Origin of the sequence: uncultured Sneathiella sp., from assembly GCF_963973085.1 — a bacterium.
Classification (GTDB): domain Bacteria; phylum Pseudomonadota; class Alphaproteobacteria; order Sneathiellales; family Sneathiellaceae; genus Sneathiella.
Map to the genome: position 1 here is coordinate 289087 of NZ_CAXAXA010000003.1, position 17150 is coordinate 306236.

14 protein-coding genes are annotated in these 17150 nt (G+C 49.6%); 12 read left to right on the forward strand and 2 right to left on the reverse strand.

Annotation, left to right across the window (positions count from 1 at the left end; translation table 11 throughout):
* The first annotated feature begins 264 nt into the window (after positions 1-264).
* The 4 genes from AACZ19_RS09315 (at position 265) to AACZ19_RS09330 (ending at position 4948) form a co-directional block, all read left to right on the forward strand.
* Positions 265-765, forward strand: a complete 501-nt coding sequence (locus tag AACZ19_RS09315; RefSeq protein WP_339633242.1) for a hypothetical protein — start codon at positions 265-267, stop codon at positions 763-765.
* Positions 762-1277, forward strand: a complete 516-nt coding sequence (locus AACZ19_RS09320) for a glycosyltransferase (protein ID WP_339633244.1) — start codon at positions 762-764, stop codon at positions 1275-1277. Before AACZ19_RS09315 ends, AACZ19_RS09320 begins: the two co-directional genes overlap by 4 nt.
* Before the next feature lie 224 nt (positions 1278-1501).
* Positions 1502-3934, forward strand: a complete 2433-nt coding sequence (locus AACZ19_RS09325; RefSeq protein ID WP_339633245.1) for a tetratricopeptide repeat protein — start codon at positions 1502-1504, stop codon at positions 3932-3934.
* A gap of 63 nt (positions 3935-3997) precedes the next feature.
* On the forward strand, positions 3998-4948 hold the full coding sequence (locus tag AACZ19_RS09330; RefSeq protein ID WP_339633247.1) for an AAA family ATPase: 951 nt from the start codon (positions 3998-4000) through the stop codon (positions 4946-4948).
* A 65-nt stretch (positions 4949-5013) separates the two neighbouring features.
* Here the strand turns inward: AACZ19_RS09330 and AACZ19_RS09335 are convergent, their stop codons facing one another.
* Both AACZ19_RS09335 and AACZ19_RS09340 read right to left on the reverse strand, forming a co-directional pair.
* Positions 5014-6432 (reverse strand): TIGR03016 family PEP-CTERM system-associated outer membrane protein, encoded by a 1419-nt coding sequence (locus AACZ19_RS09335; RefSeq protein WP_339633249.1) that lies wholly within the window; start codon positions 6430-6432, stop codon positions 5014-5016.
* Between the two features lie 106 nt (positions 6433-6538).
* Positions 6539-7171 carry an XrtA/PEP-CTERM system exopolysaccharide export protein gene (locus AACZ19_RS09340; RefSeq protein WP_339633250.1) on the reverse strand — a complete coding sequence of 211 codons (633 nt, stop codon included), beginning with the start codon at positions 7169-7171 and terminating at the stop codon, positions 6539-6541.
* 331 nt (positions 7172-7502) lie between these two features.
* Here AACZ19_RS09340 and AACZ19_RS09345 point away from each other — a divergent pair, with 331 nt between their 5' ends.
* The 8 genes from AACZ19_RS09345 to AACZ19_RS09380 all read left to right on the forward strand — a co-directional run bounded on the left by AACZ19_RS09345 (position 7503) and on the right by AACZ19_RS09380 (position 17116).
* Positions 7503-9554: a type I secretion system permease/ATPase gene (locus tag AACZ19_RS09345; RefSeq protein WP_339633252.1), complete on the forward strand. Its 2052-nt coding sequence runs from the start codon at positions 7503-7505 to the stop codon at positions 9552-9554.
* On the forward strand, positions 9551-10834 hold the full coding sequence (locus tag AACZ19_RS09350) for an HlyD family type I secretion periplasmic adaptor subunit (protein ID WP_339633254.1): 1284 nt from the start codon (positions 9551-9553) through the stop codon (positions 10832-10834). Before AACZ19_RS09345 ends, AACZ19_RS09350 begins: the two co-directional genes overlap by 4 nt.
* Before the next feature lie 311 nt (positions 10835-11145).
* A complete protein-coding gene (locus AACZ19_RS09355) occupies positions 11146-12321 on the forward strand; it encodes a glycosyltransferase family 4 protein (RefSeq protein WP_339633255.1) in 1176 nt (391 codons plus the stop codon).
* Positions 12322-12410: 89 nt separating this feature from the next.
* Positions 12411-13370, forward strand: a complete 960-nt coding sequence (locus AACZ19_RS09360) for a glycosyltransferase family 2 protein (RefSeq protein WP_339633257.1) — start codon at positions 12411-12413, stop codon at positions 13368-13370.
* Between the two features lie 9 nt (positions 13371-13379).
* On the forward strand, positions 13380-14357 hold the full coding sequence (locus AACZ19_RS09365) for a glycosyltransferase family A protein (protein ID WP_339633259.1): 978 nt from the start codon (positions 13380-13382) through the stop codon (positions 14355-14357).
* A 179-nt stretch (positions 14358-14536) separates the two neighbouring features.
* On the forward strand, positions 14537-14887 hold the full coding sequence (locus tag AACZ19_RS09370; protein WP_339633261.1) for a hypothetical protein: 351 nt from the start codon (positions 14537-14539) through the stop codon (positions 14885-14887).
* A gap of 340 nt (positions 14888-15227) precedes the next feature.
* Positions 15228-15929: a metallophosphoesterase family protein gene (locus AACZ19_RS09375; RefSeq protein WP_339633263.1), complete on the forward strand. Its 702-nt coding sequence runs from the start codon at positions 15228-15230 to the stop codon at positions 15927-15929.
* Positions 15926-17116 carry a hypothetical protein gene (locus AACZ19_RS09380; protein WP_339633265.1) on the forward strand — a complete coding sequence of 397 codons (1191 nt, stop codon included), beginning with the start codon at positions 15926-15928 and terminating at the stop codon, positions 17114-17116. Before AACZ19_RS09375 ends, AACZ19_RS09380 begins: the two co-directional genes overlap by 4 nt.
* Positions 17117-17150: the final 34 nt, after the last annotated feature.

Here is a 17150-nt window from a genome sequence, read left to right on the forward strand (position 1 = left end):
TTGCATTAACCTATAAACATTTTCTTTATGTATTATTCAAAATACCTCATTTGAGACACATAGGCCAGCATACTGCGGCCACGTTTTGTTGGTCTGGCGCATGAAGAAGAGAAAAATCTTGTTAAAATTAAGGTGACAGTTTCTCCATTAAGATAATGGTAAGGCAGCGCAGCTATTTTTATCAGATTCTCGGGCTTGCAGATGTGGGTTTTTCTTTTCTACTCTGTATCTGAAGGGATGGATTGCGATGAGGGAGTTCAAGGATTGAAAATAGCAAGAAGACCAAAGGTTATGGCAATTTCCTCCGCTGGGGGCCACTGGGTGCAGTTGCAAAGGCTGCGTGCCGCATGGGATGCTTGTGACGCCATTTATGTGACAACGAAAGAAGGCTATCGGGATGACTTGATAGCGGACGCAAAACGCCGGGGACAGCCCTTACCGAAATTCTATCGTGTTGTGGATGCCAACAGATGGCAGAAATTCCGCCTACTGCGGCAATTGGCCGGGATCATACTGATCCTGATCCGGGAGCGGCCTGACGTGATCGTAACCACAGGTGCGGCCGCCGGGTTCTTTGCGCTTAAAGTAGGAAAAATCATGGGTGCCCGGACAATATGGCTGGACAGTATTGCCAATGCCGGAGCCTTGTCGCTCTCGGGACAGAAGGCAAGTGGTTGCGCTGACCTCTGGCTTACACAATGGGAACATCTCGCTATCGGAGATAGCGCCAAACGATCACCGGAATATAAAGGGTCAGTCGTATGATTTTTGCAACTGTTGGCCATGAGCTACGTTTTGACCGATTAATCAAAGGGCTTGACGATTGGGCCTTCGCGTCCGGAAACGATGATATTTTCGCGCAGGTCGCAGAGCTTGGAGATAATGGCTACAGTCCCCGGAATTTTGAATGGCAGAGCTTTCTGGATCCGGATACATTTAAAAGCAACTTTGAAAAGGCGGACCTGATTGTCGCGCATGCCGGCATGGGAACAATCATTACGGCTCTGACGATGAAAAAGCCGCTGCTTATTATGCCGCGCAAGGGCGATCTGAAGGAAACCCGCAATGATCACCAGATTGCAACGGCGGAACAATTTGCCAAACGAAGCGGCATTTATGTTGCAGAAGATGAGGTGGCGCTGGGCCCGTTGCTGGATAAACTGACGGCCAACCCTGCTCCTACAATTAGTGAAGCCGCCAGCCAATTTGCGGAACCCGAGTTGATTAAGACGATCCGCGACTTCATATATAACGGGAAAGCATATGATAACTCGTAATTCCCGTTGAAAATTAGCGACTGAATTAAGCATATATTGATACATTAGGGTTAATGTATCCTTGCCTATTCTTGGGCTTTGTAGTTCGTTGATTCTTTGCGGTTTTTCGCGTTTCTTGTTATATGCAGAAATCGGTAGCGACAATATGAATTGGCAAATAGTTATATGTATCCGGAGCGCAGTCGCTCTATCGCCCGAAAATAAACAGGGTTAAGGTTTAGAGAATGACCGTTAAAAGAAGTTTTGCGGAATTGAAATCACGGCTCGCCGGTCTGGCACTGGTGATAATAATGTTTTCTGTGGCGGCCTGTGATACGCCAGAAGAAAAGGCACAGGCCCATTTTGAAGCGGGCATGGCTTTTGTCGCAGAAGATAATTTTGTGAAGGCTGGCGTCGAATTTCGAAATGCCCTGCAGTTAAATGAGAATTTTGCCGATGGTTGGTATGGACTTGCCCTGGTGGAGGAAAACGACGGAAACTGGAGAAAATATGCTGGCAATATTCTGAAGGCTATTGAGATTGAGCCGCAGCATTTTAAAGCGCAGATACGTTATGGGAAGATCATGCTGCTCTCCGGCAAGCTGCAAAAAGCGCTGGAAACCAGCGAGTTGGTAAATGAAATTGCCCCGGAAAACCCCGACGCCCTGGCGCTGAAAGCGGCGGTCATGTTCCGCCTGGGAGATAAATCGGGTGCAATAGAAGCGGCAAACGCAGCTCTGGCCCTTGATCCGTCAAATATTGATTCAACCCTGATACTGGCGGCGGAAAAACTGTCAAAGAATGACCCGGAAGCGGCAATTGACATTCTGGACACGGGTCTCAGCCATAGCAAGGGAAATGCACAGCTCCAGGTTATCAAGATACGGGCCCTGGAAACGCTTGGCAAGACAGCGGACATCACTCAGGTCTTTCAAGAGCTGATCGCAGATAATCCTGATAATGGTGCTTTTCGGAAAAGCCTTGTTCGATTTTACTTAAAGAACGGCCAGCAAAATGAAGCGGAAAAGGAAATTCGCAAACTAGCAGCAGAGCATCCGGAAGATGTTACCGCAAACCTGGATGTTATCCGTTTTGTCAAAACACTTAAAGGAGATGAAGCGGCAACGGCCGAGCTGGAACAGCTCATCGAGAGTTATCCCGATGTCGTTGACTACCGATTTGCGCTTGCGACACTTGCCGAAGCGGCCGGGAAAGATGAAAAGGCGATGGTCATACTTGGAACAATTATAGACAAAGCAAGTACGATCGAGGATGAGATTGCTGCAAGAAACAAGCTGGCGCAACTTCATTTCGCTAGGGGAGAATATGAGGAGGCACGGACATATGCGAAAAATGCTCTTGAACTTGATCCCACAAGTACAGATGCTCTTGTTCTGATTGGCGCGATGCAGATTGATGAAGGTGAGATTGATTCCGCGATATCGACTTTAAGGTCTTCAATGCGCCAACAACCGGAATCCGTGCGTGCAGCGTTACTCCTGGCGAAGGCGCATGAAATAAACGGCAGTCACGAACTGGCAGAAGACCGCTTCGCCGCCGCCTACAGATTCAGCAAGCAGTCGCCCCGGGTCGGGCTGGCCTATGCCCAGTTCTTCATTCGGCAGGGCGACTTCCGTCGGGCAGAGAGGTTGTTGGAAAAAATATCCGAAGCGAAGCCGACGGAGATAAGCGCGCTCAAGTTGCTGGCGGATGTTAAGCTGAAAGAAGAAGACTGGATGGCAGCCGAGAAAATCGCCGATAGGATTCGCGCCGTCGACAATATGAACGCTGCTGCATATCAGATAAGCGGGGCGGCTCTTGCCGGAATGCAAAATCCGGAAGAAAGCCAGGCGGCGTATAAAAAAGCATATGAAGCAACCCCGGAAGCCGGGCAGGCTATGGCCGCGTTGGTTCAGGCCTATCTGAAGGATGGAGATGTTGCCGAAGCGGAAAGATTCCTGAATGAAGCCCTCGGTAGTAGTGAGAACAAGTATCTTGCACGGACATTGATGGCGCAAATCCAGTTTCACAGCAATAATCCGCAAAAGGCGGAAAAGCTGATAAAGGAAGCCATTGACAGTGATCCCGCAGAAGCGTCCGGTTATGTTATGCTGGCACGGCACTATTTATCCCAGGATCGCCAGAAAGAGGCGCAAGATATTCTGGCAGAAGGAATGAGGACTGCAGCGGATCAGTTTATGCTGAAAATTACGCAAGCAGAAATATATGAGGTCTCGGGCGCCAATTTCGATGCCATTAAAATATATGAAGAATTGCTCGAAGAGCGGCCGAACTCAGAAATCGTTGCTAACAATCTGGCTAGCCTGATTGCCGAGGAAGCGCAGAGCGACGCGGACCTGCAACGTGCTTACGCGCTCGCAAAGCGGTTTCGCAGTTCAAAAGTGCCATATTTCATGGATACATTAGGCTGGATACATTACCGGCTCGGAGAATATGAAATGGCAACGCCGCTTCTGCGATCGGCGGTGGAAAGAGCGCCGGACAGAGCAATACTTCGCTATCACCTTGGCATGGCCTACAAGGCAGAGAATAATCGCGATAAAGCCTTGAAAGAGCTGGAGCAAGCTGTGACACTTGCGGACAGTCAGCATTTTCCAGCGCGTGAAGAAGCGGAGAAAGCTATTGCGGAACTGCGCTCAGGACCAAAAACAAACTAAAAGAAAAAGTTGTGAAAATTACACCATTGATTGCCCCGAAATTACGGGTGAAGGCAGATATAAATGTATAGAGAGTTTTACGGACTGACGCAGAAGCCTTTTTCAATTTTGCCTGACCCCAACTATCTGTACTGGGGCCACAGCCATTCTCTGGCCTATTCCATGCTGGAATACGGCGTTATGAACCGGGCTGGTTTTACCGTCGTCACGGGCGAAATAGGGTGCGGTAAAACAACGCTTATCCGGCACCTCCTTGACAGGCTTGACGAAGAGTTCACTGTTGGATTGGTTTCCAATATTCAGGATGGGGATCTGTTGCAGTGGGTGCTGATGGCGTTCGGCCAACCCTATGAGGGAAAGTCCCACGTTGGATTGCATGATGAGTTGCAGCAATTCCTGATCCGAGAATATGCTGAAGGGCGACGGACAATCCTGATTGTTGACGAAGCGCAAAACCTGGGACCGAAATTGCTTGAGCAACTAAGGCTTCTATCCAACATCAATGCGGATAATGATCAGCTTCTACAGCTCATTCTTGTGGGCCAGCCACAGTTGAAAGGCTTGCTGCAGGCACCGGAATTAATTCAGTTCGCGCAACGCATTGCATCTGATTTTCATTTGGCGCCGCTGACGGCAGAAGATATCCACAGTTATATCGGCCATCGTCTCTCAATCGCGGGTCGTGATGAGCCCTTATTCACCATGGAGGCTTGCGAGAAGCTGTTCGAGGCAAGCCGTGGCATTCCCCGTATCATCAATATTCTGTGTGATACCTGCCTCGTTTATGGTTTTGCCCGAATGGCTCCGGAAATTGACGCGGCGATAGTCAGCGAAGTGATCCGCGATAAGCAAACACATGGCATATTTGATGTCTCGGCACCGAAAGGCGTGGAGGATACGCGGCGGCTGCCTATTCAGACGAAAGAAGAGGCAGACGAGGATCAACCCTCTCTCGTCATTCACGATAAGGAACTTGCACAGCAGATTTTTAAGAAACTAAAGGCACATGGATAAAATACGCGGCCCGGAATTATCTTCCGTATACATCGGTCGATACTTCCGGGCCGCGTATTTAATATCTAGAAGTCTTTTCGAATGTTAATCGAGATCACGTTCTCCCGATAATCATCCGTGCCACTTTCACTCTCGCGATTGAAGTGGCTGTAACTAAAGTCACCACTCAGGGTCGGCGTGAACTGGTAATTAATTCCAGTCTGTCCATAGTAGCTTGTGTCCTCGTCACCGGTGACTTGAGACCTCAGGACCTTTGAATATCCACCGAGAATAGACCATTCAAGCTTTCTGGAGAGCTGCCGTGCGTAGCGACCGTCAATGGAAGCGACTTCTTCTTCGGAGCCATCGTCCAGAAAGCGGCGTATGATATAGCTGCTCGATGCGGAATAGCTATTCCGCCCTTTTTCACCGGTCAGCCCCATTGATAAAGTCTTGGTCTTGGTAATGTCTGTCACATAGCCGCCTGAGAAGTAGTTCGGATTTACAAGCTGCCCGTTCTGATCCAGAACCCGAGTATTCGCAAACGATTCACCGGATCCCGCGATATCGACCTGGTAAGAGGCAACGAAACTGGCTTCGCTCGAAATAATATACGTTAAATCTGAATCGACGATACCGCCGCCAAATCGATGTCCGACCTGAATACTGAAATCTGTCCGGGGGCCAGGTGTCAGGCGCACACCACCACCGTAGAAGGCGCCGCTGATGTCGTCATTATTGATATTCTCGCCATCAAACTCGTCCCAGCCGGCACTTCCGATCAGGGCCACATGCCTGTTGAATGGCATTTGTCCCGATCCTTTGAATGTGGCGCGCTTCAGATCATCTCCATCAGAGACATCATTGTCGAAGGCAAAGGCTTCGAGCCCCCATTTCGTCCGGGAGAATTCCCGACCGCTTTGTAAGGAGAGGTCAATCCGGTTTGTCTCGGAATCTGAAGGCTCTGACGAAGAAACATCCGAATTCGTGTTGGAGAAATTGGTCATCAAGTGCGTATAGCGGGCCGTTGCCGTCGCGAAACCACCAAAATCATGCAAATAGTAGGGGCTGATCCGGGTGTTCAGGACGCGCGTGGCGGTTTTTGTCGTGCGATCGGAAAATGACGTGTCTCCGTCGCTGGAAAAACGCTCTTCTGTCAGGGCGATTTCCGTATCCAGAAACAGATGTTCCATCACAAGTTCAGTGTTTGCAGAGGCAAGCAGATTATGGGTAAAGCCGTCCAATTCTGAAAACCGCGCATACTTATCGTAACCGAGTTCATATTCCGCGTTAAGTCGGAGGCGTCGTCCGACGCCTTCGACCTCGAATCCGGCAGACAGGGTTGTGATAAAATCATCTTTCCTGTTTGTCGAATCGCCAAAGGCATTATCCGTGTAGGTTTCGCCCACTCCGACATAGGGATTAAACATCCATTCGGCGGCAAGGGCGCTTCCGGTCATTGCGAGCACGCTGCTGGCGACAACACATCCTATCGCCAGCGACATGCGAGACCGTTTTCTATGAACTAGCTGGTTGGCATTTAACACAATGCGACTACCTTCTATTTGATTCCACCCTCAACTCTAACGGCAATCGAAATTGCCGCACAAACTAGAACCAGCTTTGTGGAATGATAATAATATCGCCCGGCAACAGAGGCACATTCGCCGAAACATCGCCATCTACGATCAAGTCATCAAGTCGCACATTATAGGATTGCTGACCTCCGTCTTCGTTCCGGACAATCACAGCACGATTACCAGCGGCAAATTCGGTCATGCCACCAACGGCAATAATTGCGTCAAGGACGGTCATGTCGTTACGATAAGGGATAGCTTTGGGCTCAGCCGCCTGTCCAACGATACGAATCTGCTGATTATAGGGACCATTGAAGGAGCGGACAGTCACAGTCACGAGCGGATCTTTCACATATTTGGAAAGATTTTTCTCTATGTCGCGTGCCAGTTCCTGGGATGTTTTCGTGGCGGCCATCATGTCATCAACCAGCGGTGTCGAGATGCGGCCATCGGGGCGGACTGGTACAGTCACGGACAGGTCCGGATTCTGCCATACGAACACATCAAGTTCGTCCTGCGGGCCGATTATGTACTGAGGCGCAGTGCCCAAAGAAGCAGGCGCTGTTGTTGCTGCTTGGTTTTGTGCTGCACAAGCCGAAACAAACAGTGCCAGTGAGATCAAGATGGTCCGGGTGGCCGCGGACTTTATCTTTTGAAATGTAAACACGTAAGTGCCTCCCCCTATCTAAAAAATCTGATATACTCATCAGAAATGGTTAATATCGCTAATGACGCTTTGTAGCACAGCATATTCGCTATTTCTAAGGGTAACGCCATATTTTTTTCTAGTATTTCCCTAAAAATGGCCATAATGCAACAATAGATTATGCGTTTCGAACGGCACGGCTTCACGAAATTCCCGTCCCGGACGTTTTATCGGCAAAAATTTAATCCTATTTTAAGCGTATTTTATGTACGATGGTGGCATCGGGCATTGGCAAATACGCTTACAAACAATATGATCCAGCAATGACTGGTTTCGACTTATAGAGGGAAGCGTGAGCACACAGAAAAACCCGCTTCTGAAGGAAACTTTAGACAAATGTTCCCGGGTATTCATTATTATTGCGGTGTTTGGTCTTGCTATTAACCTGCTGATGTTAACAGCCCCGCTGTTCATGATGCAGGTATTTGACAGGGTTATCACAAGCCGCAATACAGATACGCTTATGTTGCTGATGCTCATTGCGGCGCTGGCTCTGTTAACTATGGCCATGCTGGAGGGTGTCCGGTCGTTCATTCTTGTACGTATGAGTCGATGGCTTGATGGCCAGGTCGGCGGCGCGGCGTTGACGGCGAGTATCATGTCGACATTAACGACGGGACGAGAAGCCAGCATCCAGGCGCTTCGTGATCTTAATACCTTCCGGTCCTTTTTGACGGGCGCGGGCATTTTTCCAATACTCGATGCGCCCTTCGCGCCGATTTTCCTGGGCGTCATGTTCTTGCTGCATCCGCTGCTGGGCTGGATAGCCCTTATCGGAGCCATCCTATTGCTGGCCCTCGGTATTGTGAACGAGAGAGCCACCCGGAAACTTCTTGCAGAATCCAGCGGCCAGCAGATGATTGCGATGAAGCAGGCAGAGACGGCCTCGCGTAATGCGGATGTGATTGAGGCTATGGGCATGATGCCGCAGTTGGTAAAGCGGTGGAATACCCGCCATTCGGACTCTCTGGCATTGCAGGCACAAGCGAGTGATCGCGGCGGAATTCTCTCTGCGGCGTCAAAATTTGTTCGGGTCATGCTACAGATTGGTGTGACAGGGGCGGGGGCATGGCTGGTCATCCAGGCAGAAATGAGTCCTGGCGCCATGATCGCTGGATCCATCATTATGGGCCGCGCCCTGGCGCCTGTTGAGCAGGCAATCGGATCATGGAACGGTTTTTTAACTGCCCGCGCCGCTTATGGCCGTTTGAAAGCCCAATTGGATAGCAGCCCGCCGGGAACCGATCTTATGCCACTTCCCCGGCCGAAGGGGGCGGTTTCCGTCGAGGGCTTGAGTTATTCTCATATCAATACGACGGAACCGATCCTGAGGAATATTAACTTCCGAATTGGTGCGGGGGAAATTCTTGGAATCATTGGGCCGACAGCGGCGGGGAAAACGACCTTGGTGCGGTTGTTGGTTGGCAACCTCAAGCCGCGCTTCGGCCATGCGCGACTGGATGAGATGGATGTCGCAGAATGGAGCGCGGATGATCGTGGTCAGTATATCGGATATCTGCCACAGGATATCGAGCTGTTCTCTGGCACAATTCGAGAGAATATTGCTCGCATGAATGATGGCGATCCGGCGCTGGTGATTGCGGCAGCAAAGAAAGCGGGCATTCACGATATGGTGCTGCGCATGGATAAGGGGTATGAAACAGAAATCGGCGAGGGCGGCGCGGCGCTTTCAGGCGGTCAGCGCCAGCGTATCGCCCTTGCCCGCGCGCTTTACGGCAACCCAAGTCTTCTCGTTTTGGATGAACCGAACGCTAACCTCGATAATGTAGGCGAGTCGGCTTTGATGCGGGCCATGGAGAATCTCAGGCTGGAGGGGATGACGATTGTGGTTATCGCCCATCGGCCGAATATCTTGAAGCATGTCGATAAGATACTTGTCTTGAAGGATGGGGTCGTACAGGAATTCGGGTCGCGTGATGAGGTGCTGGCGAAGCTCCAGGGCGTGCAGAAAGCCTTGCCAAAGCCGGGCGCGCAGACCATTGAAGCTGACGATCAACCAAGTGAGTCTCGTATGCGCCCGGCTCCGTCTAGGCCGGACAAACAACATGATATCAAAGCGGCCAAGCAGTATTCACATATGCAACGCGCGACGGCAACGTCCGCGCCGTCCCGGCATGTGAATGGAACACATGTTAATGGTAAAACAAAGACGGTGAAAAAGGCGGCGGTCTTGACCATGGGGCCAAGTGAGAAAATCAAGGCCAAGATACAGTCGCTTTCAACCCAGCCACTTACTGATGCGGATATATCGAAAATATATTCGCTTTTTGTCAAAGGGGATCAGGCGGGTGCTTTGAAATATATTGAGGAAATCAAGCGATGATGAATGTGCGCGGACCGGTGCTATTCGGTCTGGTAATTATTTTTCTTTTCTTTGGCGCCTTTGTCGGTTGGGCTGCGTTCGCTCCGCTGGGGAGCGCGGCCATTGCGCAAGGTGTTGTCAGTGTTGAGGGAAACCGCAAGTCGATTCAGCATCTTGAAGGCGGGATCGTCTCTGAAATCAAGGTCAAGGATGGTGACGTTGTAAAGCAGGGCGACGTGTTAATCGTTTTGGATGAACTACAATCAAAGGCCTCGACAGAAATTGTCCGCAGCCGATATGCCACCGCACTTGCCCAGAAAGCGAGACTGGTTGCAGAACGGGACGAGCTTGCTGAAATCGAGTTTCCGGAATGGCTGATGGAGCGCAAGGATGAGCCGAATATAAGGGAGGCCATGCAGGGTCAGGAGAATATTTTCGAATCCCGCCGTACGTCTCGTGAAGGACAAGTGACTATTCTCCAACAAAAGGCGTCGCAGCTGGAAGAAGAGATTAAGGGTTTGGAAGGTCAGGTTGCTTCCTCAGATCGCCAGATCGTTCTCATCGGCGATGAAATCGAGGATGTGGAAAGTCTTGTTGCAAAAAATCTCGCCAAGCGTCCGAGGCTTCGGGCGTTGCAGCGCAGCTTGGCGGAACTGAAAGGGAACCGCAGTCAGAATGTTTCGAAAATTGCCCAAACCCGTCAGGCAATCGGAGAAGTCCAGCTACAGATCAACGAGCTTTCAAATAGTATGATGGACGAGGTGGTCGCGGAACTCCGTGACGTGCAGGCCCAGATTTTTGACTTGGAAGAACAGACACGCGCCTCTGAAGATGTATTGGACAGAACAGAAATTCGGGCGCCAACGAACGGATATGTCGTCAATTTAAAGGTCCATACCGCTGGCGGGGTTATAAAGCCGGGTGAAACTGTGCTTGATATTGTTCCGGATAATGTACAGCTTATTGTAGAAGCTCAGGTTAATACAAAGGATATTGACTCGGTCTATATCGGAGCGCCCGCGCGAATCCGCTTCCCTGCGTTCAGTCAACGCTTTTCGCTTCCAGCAGAAGGAACCGTGATCAGTGTGTCGGCTGACAGTCTGGAGGATGAGAGGACGGGAAATTTCTATTATCTGGCGCGCGTTGAGATTGACAATCTGGAAAACGCTGATATCAAAGTTACCCAACTGCGCCCCGGTATGCAGGCGGATGTTATGATCTCGACAGGGGAGCGCACGGCACTGGATTATTTTGTCAATCCGATTATTCTCAGCTTTAACCGTGCGTTGCGGGAAGATTGATTACAGTCCGGAAGCTTTGATGTTTCACATGCTGTCCGGTTTTAGCGTCTATTTCCTGTTATTATGAAGTCCATTTGTATAGGTTGAATTGGCGCTTCCTTTGGCGTGCCGCCGCCGGATTTTCAGACAGACATCGTATTTTCGCGTTTTATGCTTCGTTTTAATATGCGTTTGGGACAGACGCTTGCATATTATGTAACTATAATCCCTAGAATATCCGATAGCGCGGTGAATGATGATTAATTTTTACCATTTTTAAACTTAAAATCTCTAGGTTGAGAAAAACAAATCCGGACTTGAAAGTATCAGTAATGAAAATCGCGATTGTATCACGCCATGACCCTGAGGATGTCAGCGCGTGGTCAGGAACACCATATTTTATTACGCGTGAAATAAAGAAAATTTCCGGTGATGTCGTGGTCGTTCGCGCGCAGAAAACGGCATGGCTGCTGATGCTGACGAAAGCCTTCCGCTACCTGTTCAGGAAACTAGGATTTAGTATTGATCTATCTGTTACCGGTGCTTTCAGCAAGGCTGTCAGCAAGGAAATCCAGAGAAAAATTGATCTTACCGATCCTGAGGTTATCGTTGGGATTGCAGCGTCACCGGAGTTGGCCCACATCCGAACCGATGTCCCCATCTTTCATATCTCTGATGCGACCTATGCCATAATGACGGACTATTATCCGGAACACAGCCGCATCCCGAACTGGCTTTGGCGGGAAGGAAATGAGATTGAGCGCGAAGTGATAGGAAAGTCATTCTATTCCATTTTCCCATCCCAATGGGCGATGAATTCAGCGCAGAAGGATTATGATGCCAATCTGGCGAAGTTAAAATTTATACGGCTTGGTGCGAATGTCGGCTCACTACCGATCATTTCCGACGCGTATCTGGAGAAAAAGTTCGGCGGTAAATGCAATATTCTTTTCATGGGAAAAGACTGGGAACGCAAGGGAGGAGATATAATTCTGTCTGCCTTCAAGCATATCCGGGACGCTGGCATAGAGGCGCAGCTTACCATTGTCGGATGTGATCCATTTTCAGCCCGCCCGCCCGAGGGGGTTCAGGTATACGAAAACCTCAAGAAAAGCGATCCGGAGCAGTTTGCCTTATACAATAAATTGTTTTCGGAGGCATCTCTCTTCGTCCTGCCAACCCGCGCAGAGGCTTATGGGCTTGTCTTTGCGGAGGCGGCAGCATTTGCAACTCCTTCCGTCGCCCCGACAACGGGCGGCGTCCCCTCCGTTGTTGATGATGGGAAATCCGGTGTGCTGCTTCCCTCTTCAGCGGATGGAAAAGACTATGCGGATGCCATTATCAAGCTATGGCAGGACAAAACCAAACTTGCCGAGATGGCCGTCTATGCACATGAAAAATATGTGAATGAGCTTAACTGGGATAAATGGCGGAATGACTTTTCTGTGTTGCTCAGCAATTTGCAGAAGGCAGATCCATTGAAAGAAGAGAGCATTGGGGGGTCATAACCCGTTTTCCAAATGACCGGCGTCGCCAGAGACGGAAAAACACTAGGTCTTTAGAACCCACGTATTAATGAGTAATGGACGAACAAGGCATGACAAAAAAGCGTATTTCCGTCGTTATGCCAGCATATAACTGCGATGCGACAATTTGTGTAACCCTTGATAGCCTGATAGGACAGCGTCGCAGGCCTGATGAAATTATCGTTGTCGATGATCATAGCGACAATCCAGTTATTCAGGTTCTGGGGGATCGTTATCCTGGCGTTCAGATATTGCGCCACGAGGTGAATAAGGGTGTCCAGCATGCCCGGAATACCGGATTTTCACATGTAACCGGGGACTATGTCTACTTTCTGGATGCGGATGACATTCTGTGTCCGGAATTCCTGTCTGTAATGCTTGAGGCACTTGAAGAGAATGAACAGGCAGCCGCGTGTTTCGGCAGCTTCTATCAGTGCTTTGATGGAAATGCAGCCCCTATTTTGGAAACTCATAGGGAGCAGGAAGCTGACGTAGCCCTGCTATCCCGAGGCGAGGGCCTGACCTTTTATCTGAATAACACAGGTGCCTTCATCCCATCTTTCAGCATCTTTCGAAGATCAGCACTTGAGGAAATATGTGTAGACGGCAACCTGTTCCTGCCAGAACTCAAAAATAATGAGGATTTTCACATGTTTGCCCGGATATTGGCGAAATTTGATGTTCTCCATGTCAAAAATCCGATGGGAGTATACTTTCTGCGCCCTGACAGTATCTCGCGTAACTTGGTAAAAGTGTGGTCATCGCGTGCGGTAGCGGTAGACTCCCTGATTGCACAGGCAAACATTTTGCCGCTTTCTGTCTATCATCTTGCATTTCTGAAGCGGATGCGGGCCACCGCAGCGCGGCAACATGCACGGGTTCTCGCAAATGGCGGGGAGCGTAAAGAGGCCTCCAGACGCTTGTTTGAAGAATTTAAAAGATTACCGGATATAAAGACCTTCATCCTGCTTGTTCTTGTTACGCTTGGGCTACAGAAAAAGAAGATCGAGTATGGCGGATCGGAATATTAGGGCTTAGCAATGGATCAGGAAACAATTACTGTTGTTATACCGGCATATAACTCATCGGAAACCATTTGCGAGACTGTGGATTCTGTCTTGAACCAAACCCGCCCCCCGGATGAGATTATTATTGTGGATGATTGCGGGCCCGACGATGTTCAGGCGGCGCTTGGCGAGCGTCTGGATCGTGTCAAGCTGATACGCCATGACACGAATAAAGGCGTGAGCTCTGCCCGGAATACTGGATTTAGCGCCTCGACCAGCAGCCTGATTTCCTTTCTGGACGGGGATGACATTTTCTTTCCACAGTTTCTTGAAACCGCTGAACGGATATTCAAGGAAAACACGGATGTTTCGATGTGTTTCGGTGGATTCCACAGTGCCTTTGAAAGCCAGTTTTCCTCGATCAAGGATCGCAGCATTCCTGTAAATCCTGACGTCCGCTTTTATGAGCCGGAGACTATTCTGGGGCAGTATTTGCATGATTCCACGTCACCGCTGATCAATTTCGGATTAGTCCGGCGATCTGCAATTGACACCATTTTAAAAGATGGAAATGTATTCGACCCTGATAGTAACCTGACCGGTGATTTTAATTATCTTCTTGAACTTCTTTTATTGTTCAAGCTTGCCTATATCGAAAATCCATGCGGAATCTGGCGGTTGCGCTCCGGGAGCATGTCACAAAACCGGTTTGCGCTCTGGCATAGTCGGTTTGACAGCCTGACGGCAGTGCTCAAAGAAAGCTCTCTCAAATCGATTAGCGCGAAAAGCCGGGAGATGCTTGAAGAAAACAAGCGTGCAACGGCGCGATACTGCGGGAAAATACTGGCATGGGAAGGTCGCCGAATGGCGGCAACAACTCATTTGTTGAAAGAGTTCGTACGCGCTCCCAGTCTGAAAACGGCAGCGCTAATGGTTCTCATCGCACTCAATTTGAAGTTCAAGACGAACAAGAACCAGTCTGCCGATTGGCGTGGCAGTAATGTTAAATAAAATTTTCTCAGAAATATCATCATAAACGTCGCGGTTTTTCAGAAAAATTCAGTTTTTATCGCAGTATCCCTCATATGAGGGATGCGTGATTAGCGACAACGCCTTAGAAACATAGACAATCGACAGCGTCCAGAATGGAAGTCAGGATTTTGTCTTGAAGGTACCAAGGAGTCAGAAGAGTGCGGGTTCGTGAACTTACAGCGGCGACGCTAATACTGCTACTATCGGGTGCGGCTATTTCAATGGCTGCGCCCGCGACTGTTGAGCGTACTGCCGTCAGTTCAGCAGGTGCAATGGCGGGGCAGGACGCTGTTGTTGAAAAAGCCAAGAGCAGCAGCGTAGCTGATACAGGTCAGGCCTTTGCTTTGGTCAAGAAGAATCAGACGACCGCTCTCCCAGACGGCAAATCAAAGGGAGAGACGACGAGTTCCATTTCATTACCGCCCGCGGTTTTGCTTTTTGGCGGAGCGATTGGTGCGATCTTCTGGCTCGGTCGACGCCGCAGGGAAGAAAATGCAAACTGGGAATAGGCCTATTTTTTAAGATAGACAATATTTGATAAAATAAATTTTTTAGAAGAAGTTGAGCCGTTTCGGTTCCTACTTCAAAAGTAGCATATCAGTAACTATATAAAGTGGTAGTCTAACGACTGCCACTTTTTTTGTTATATAAGTGATCACGTAGTTGTTGGTAGAAAGCATCCATTATTCGCGTTAACATAGCGCGACGATCAACGTAAGATAGCGTGATTGGTCAGCAATTGCGGAAATTGGAAGAATAGATTGAATGCCTTTGGCTCGGCTCAACAAGTTTATCTCAAGGCGTTCGGCAGTAATTCCGGAAGGTCCTGTCTCTTCGGCAACGGCGGCCATGCCTGAAGGGCAACGGGCCTATGTGGTTGGTGATATCCACGGTCGGGAGGATTTGCTGACTCCTTTGCTTGGGAAGATTGATGAGGAAGAATCCCGACGCACAAGCGCCGACACGCATCTGATCTTTCTTGGAGATTATGTTGACCGCGGCCCCATGAGTTCGCAGGTAATTGACAAACTCTTGAATCTTGATGGGTCAAACAAAAAAATCATCACCCTTAAAGGCAATCATGAAGCATCAATGCTGTCGTTTTTACAGGATCCGGTCAAAGGAAAACGGTGGCTTCATTATGGGGGCGACGCGACGCTCAGAAGTTATGGTGTGGACCTGAAGCTTGCAGAGGTTACAGAAGAGGATATCCGTAAAGCAGCGCGCGCCTTGAAAAAGACGCTTCCTGATTCCCATTTGCAGTTTTTGGGAACTCTGGAAACCAGCCATACTCTAGGAGATTACTTCTTCGCGCATGCAGGGATAGATCCTTCCCGATCGCTTGAAAACCAGAAAGAAACGGATCTTCTCTGGATCCGCGATACATTCCTGTGCCATGAAGGACTTTTCGACAAAGTGGTTGTGCATGGGCACAGTATTATCCCGGAGCCTGAGATCAGGGAAAACAGAATTGGCATTGACACAGGCGCTTTTTACTCAAATGTTCTGACCTGCCTCGTTCTGGAAGGGAACACCCAGGAAATCCTATGAGCTTTCGCCCCCGTATTGCCTGCTTTCCTGCCCTGTTCTTTTTTCTCTTATTCTTTCCGCTATCGAGTTCTTTCTCCCAGCAACATGTTCCTGCTCCCGCAGACATTGTAGCCGGACGGGATATTTTTCCCATTGGTGTCTGGCTGCAGGACCCCGGCAACGCAATGGCATATAAGGCTCTCGGCATAAACTTCTATGCCGGACTTTGGAAAGGTCCGACGGAGAAGCAGCTAACACAGCTTCAGGCCGCAAAGATGCCTGTATTTGCGGCCCAGAATGCGCTCGCAATGAAGCCCCGATATGAGGATATAATTGTTGGTTGGATGATGCCGGATGAGCCCGATAACGCCCAACTGACGGAGGATGGCAGTTTGGGCCCGCCTGTGCTGCCAGGGACATTGATTCAGCAATATCATAGAATGAAAGAAACGGATCCGGTTAGGCCAATACTTCTTAATCTTGGTCAGGGCGTTGCCTGGGACCAGTGGTATGGTCGCGGAACGCGCACCAATCATCCGGAAGACTATGAGCTTTATGTCAAGGCCGCCGATATAGTTTCTTTCGATATCTATCCGATTACCCATCGGGACAGCGGCATTCGAGGTCGGTTGGACTACGTGGCGCGGGGGGTTGATCGTCTCGTCAACTGGACGGGCGGATCAAAGCCAGTCTGGAGTATTATCGAGACGAGCCGTGTCTCTAACGCGGAGATTATGCCTACGGGAGAGCAGATCCGAAGTCTCGTGTGGCTCAGTATCATTCATGGTGCGCGCGGGATTATTTATTTTGTGCATCAGTTTACGCCTTATTTTGTCGAGGCGTCGCTGCTTCAAAACAATGCGCTTAGTCAGGAGGTCGCCGAAATAAATGCACGACTACAAAGTCTGGCGCCAATCCTCAATAAAAAGAGTACCGCGCGGATCAACATCAATGTAACGGCGCCCTACGACAGTGTTTCAATACTTGCCCGGCAAGAAAGCTGTCATCTTTATATATTTGCCGGCTCTACCAGCAAATTTGCGACTGAGGCACAAATTACCATCGGCGGTAAGATGACGGCGACCTATGTGGATGTACTGGATGAGTCACGACGGGTTGCTCTTCAGGAAGATCAGTTTCAGGATACATTCGCGCCTTACGCGGTGCATCTTTATAGAATCCCCCTAACGGAAGAGAACTGCACCTGATAAAGGGCTTTAGTATCGAGCTCGAATTTGGCGA

What these genes read in the sequence shown, in the direction of transcription:
- AACZ19_RS09320 (WP_339633244.1), top strand. Translation starts at nt 762, where the DNA reads ATGATTTTTGCAACTGTTGGCCATGAGCTACGTTTTGACCGATTAATC.
- AACZ19_RS09325 (WP_339633245.1), top strand. Translation starts at nt 1,502, where the DNA reads ATGACCGTTAAAAGAAGTTTTGCGGAATTGAAATCACGGCTCGCCGGT.
- AACZ19_RS09330 (WP_339633247.1), top strand. Translation starts at nt 3,998, where the DNA reads ATGTATAGAGAGTTTTACGGACTGACGCAGAAGCCTTTTTCAATTTTG.
- AACZ19_RS09335 (WP_339633249.1), bottom strand. Translation starts at nt 6,432, where the DNA reads ATGTCGCTGGCGATAGGATGTGTTGTCGCCAGCAGCGTGCTCGCAATG.
- AACZ19_RS09350 (WP_339633254.1), top strand. Translation starts at nt 9,551, where the DNA reads ATGATGAATGTGCGCGGACCGGTGCTATTCGGTCTGGTAATTATTTTT.
- AACZ19_RS09355 (WP_339633255.1), top strand. Translation starts at nt 11,146, where the DNA reads ATGAAAATCGCGATTGTATCACGCCATGACCCTGAGGATGTCAGCGCG.
- AACZ19_RS09360 (WP_339633257.1), top strand. Translation starts at nt 12,411, where the DNA reads ATGACAAAAAAGCGTATTTCCGTCGTTATGCCAGCATATAACTGCGAT.
- AACZ19_RS09365 (WP_339633259.1), top strand. Translation starts at nt 13,380, where the DNA reads ATGGATCAGGAAACAATTACTGTTGTTATACCGGCATATAACTCATCG.
- AACZ19_RS09375 (WP_339633263.1), top strand. Translation starts at nt 15,228, where the DNA reads ATGCCTGAAGGGCAACGGGCCTATGTGGTTGGTGATATCCACGGTCGG.
- AACZ19_RS09380 (WP_339633265.1), top strand. Translation starts at nt 15,926, where the DNA reads ATGAGCTTTCGCCCCCGTATTGCCTGCTTTCCTGCCCTGTTCTTTTTT.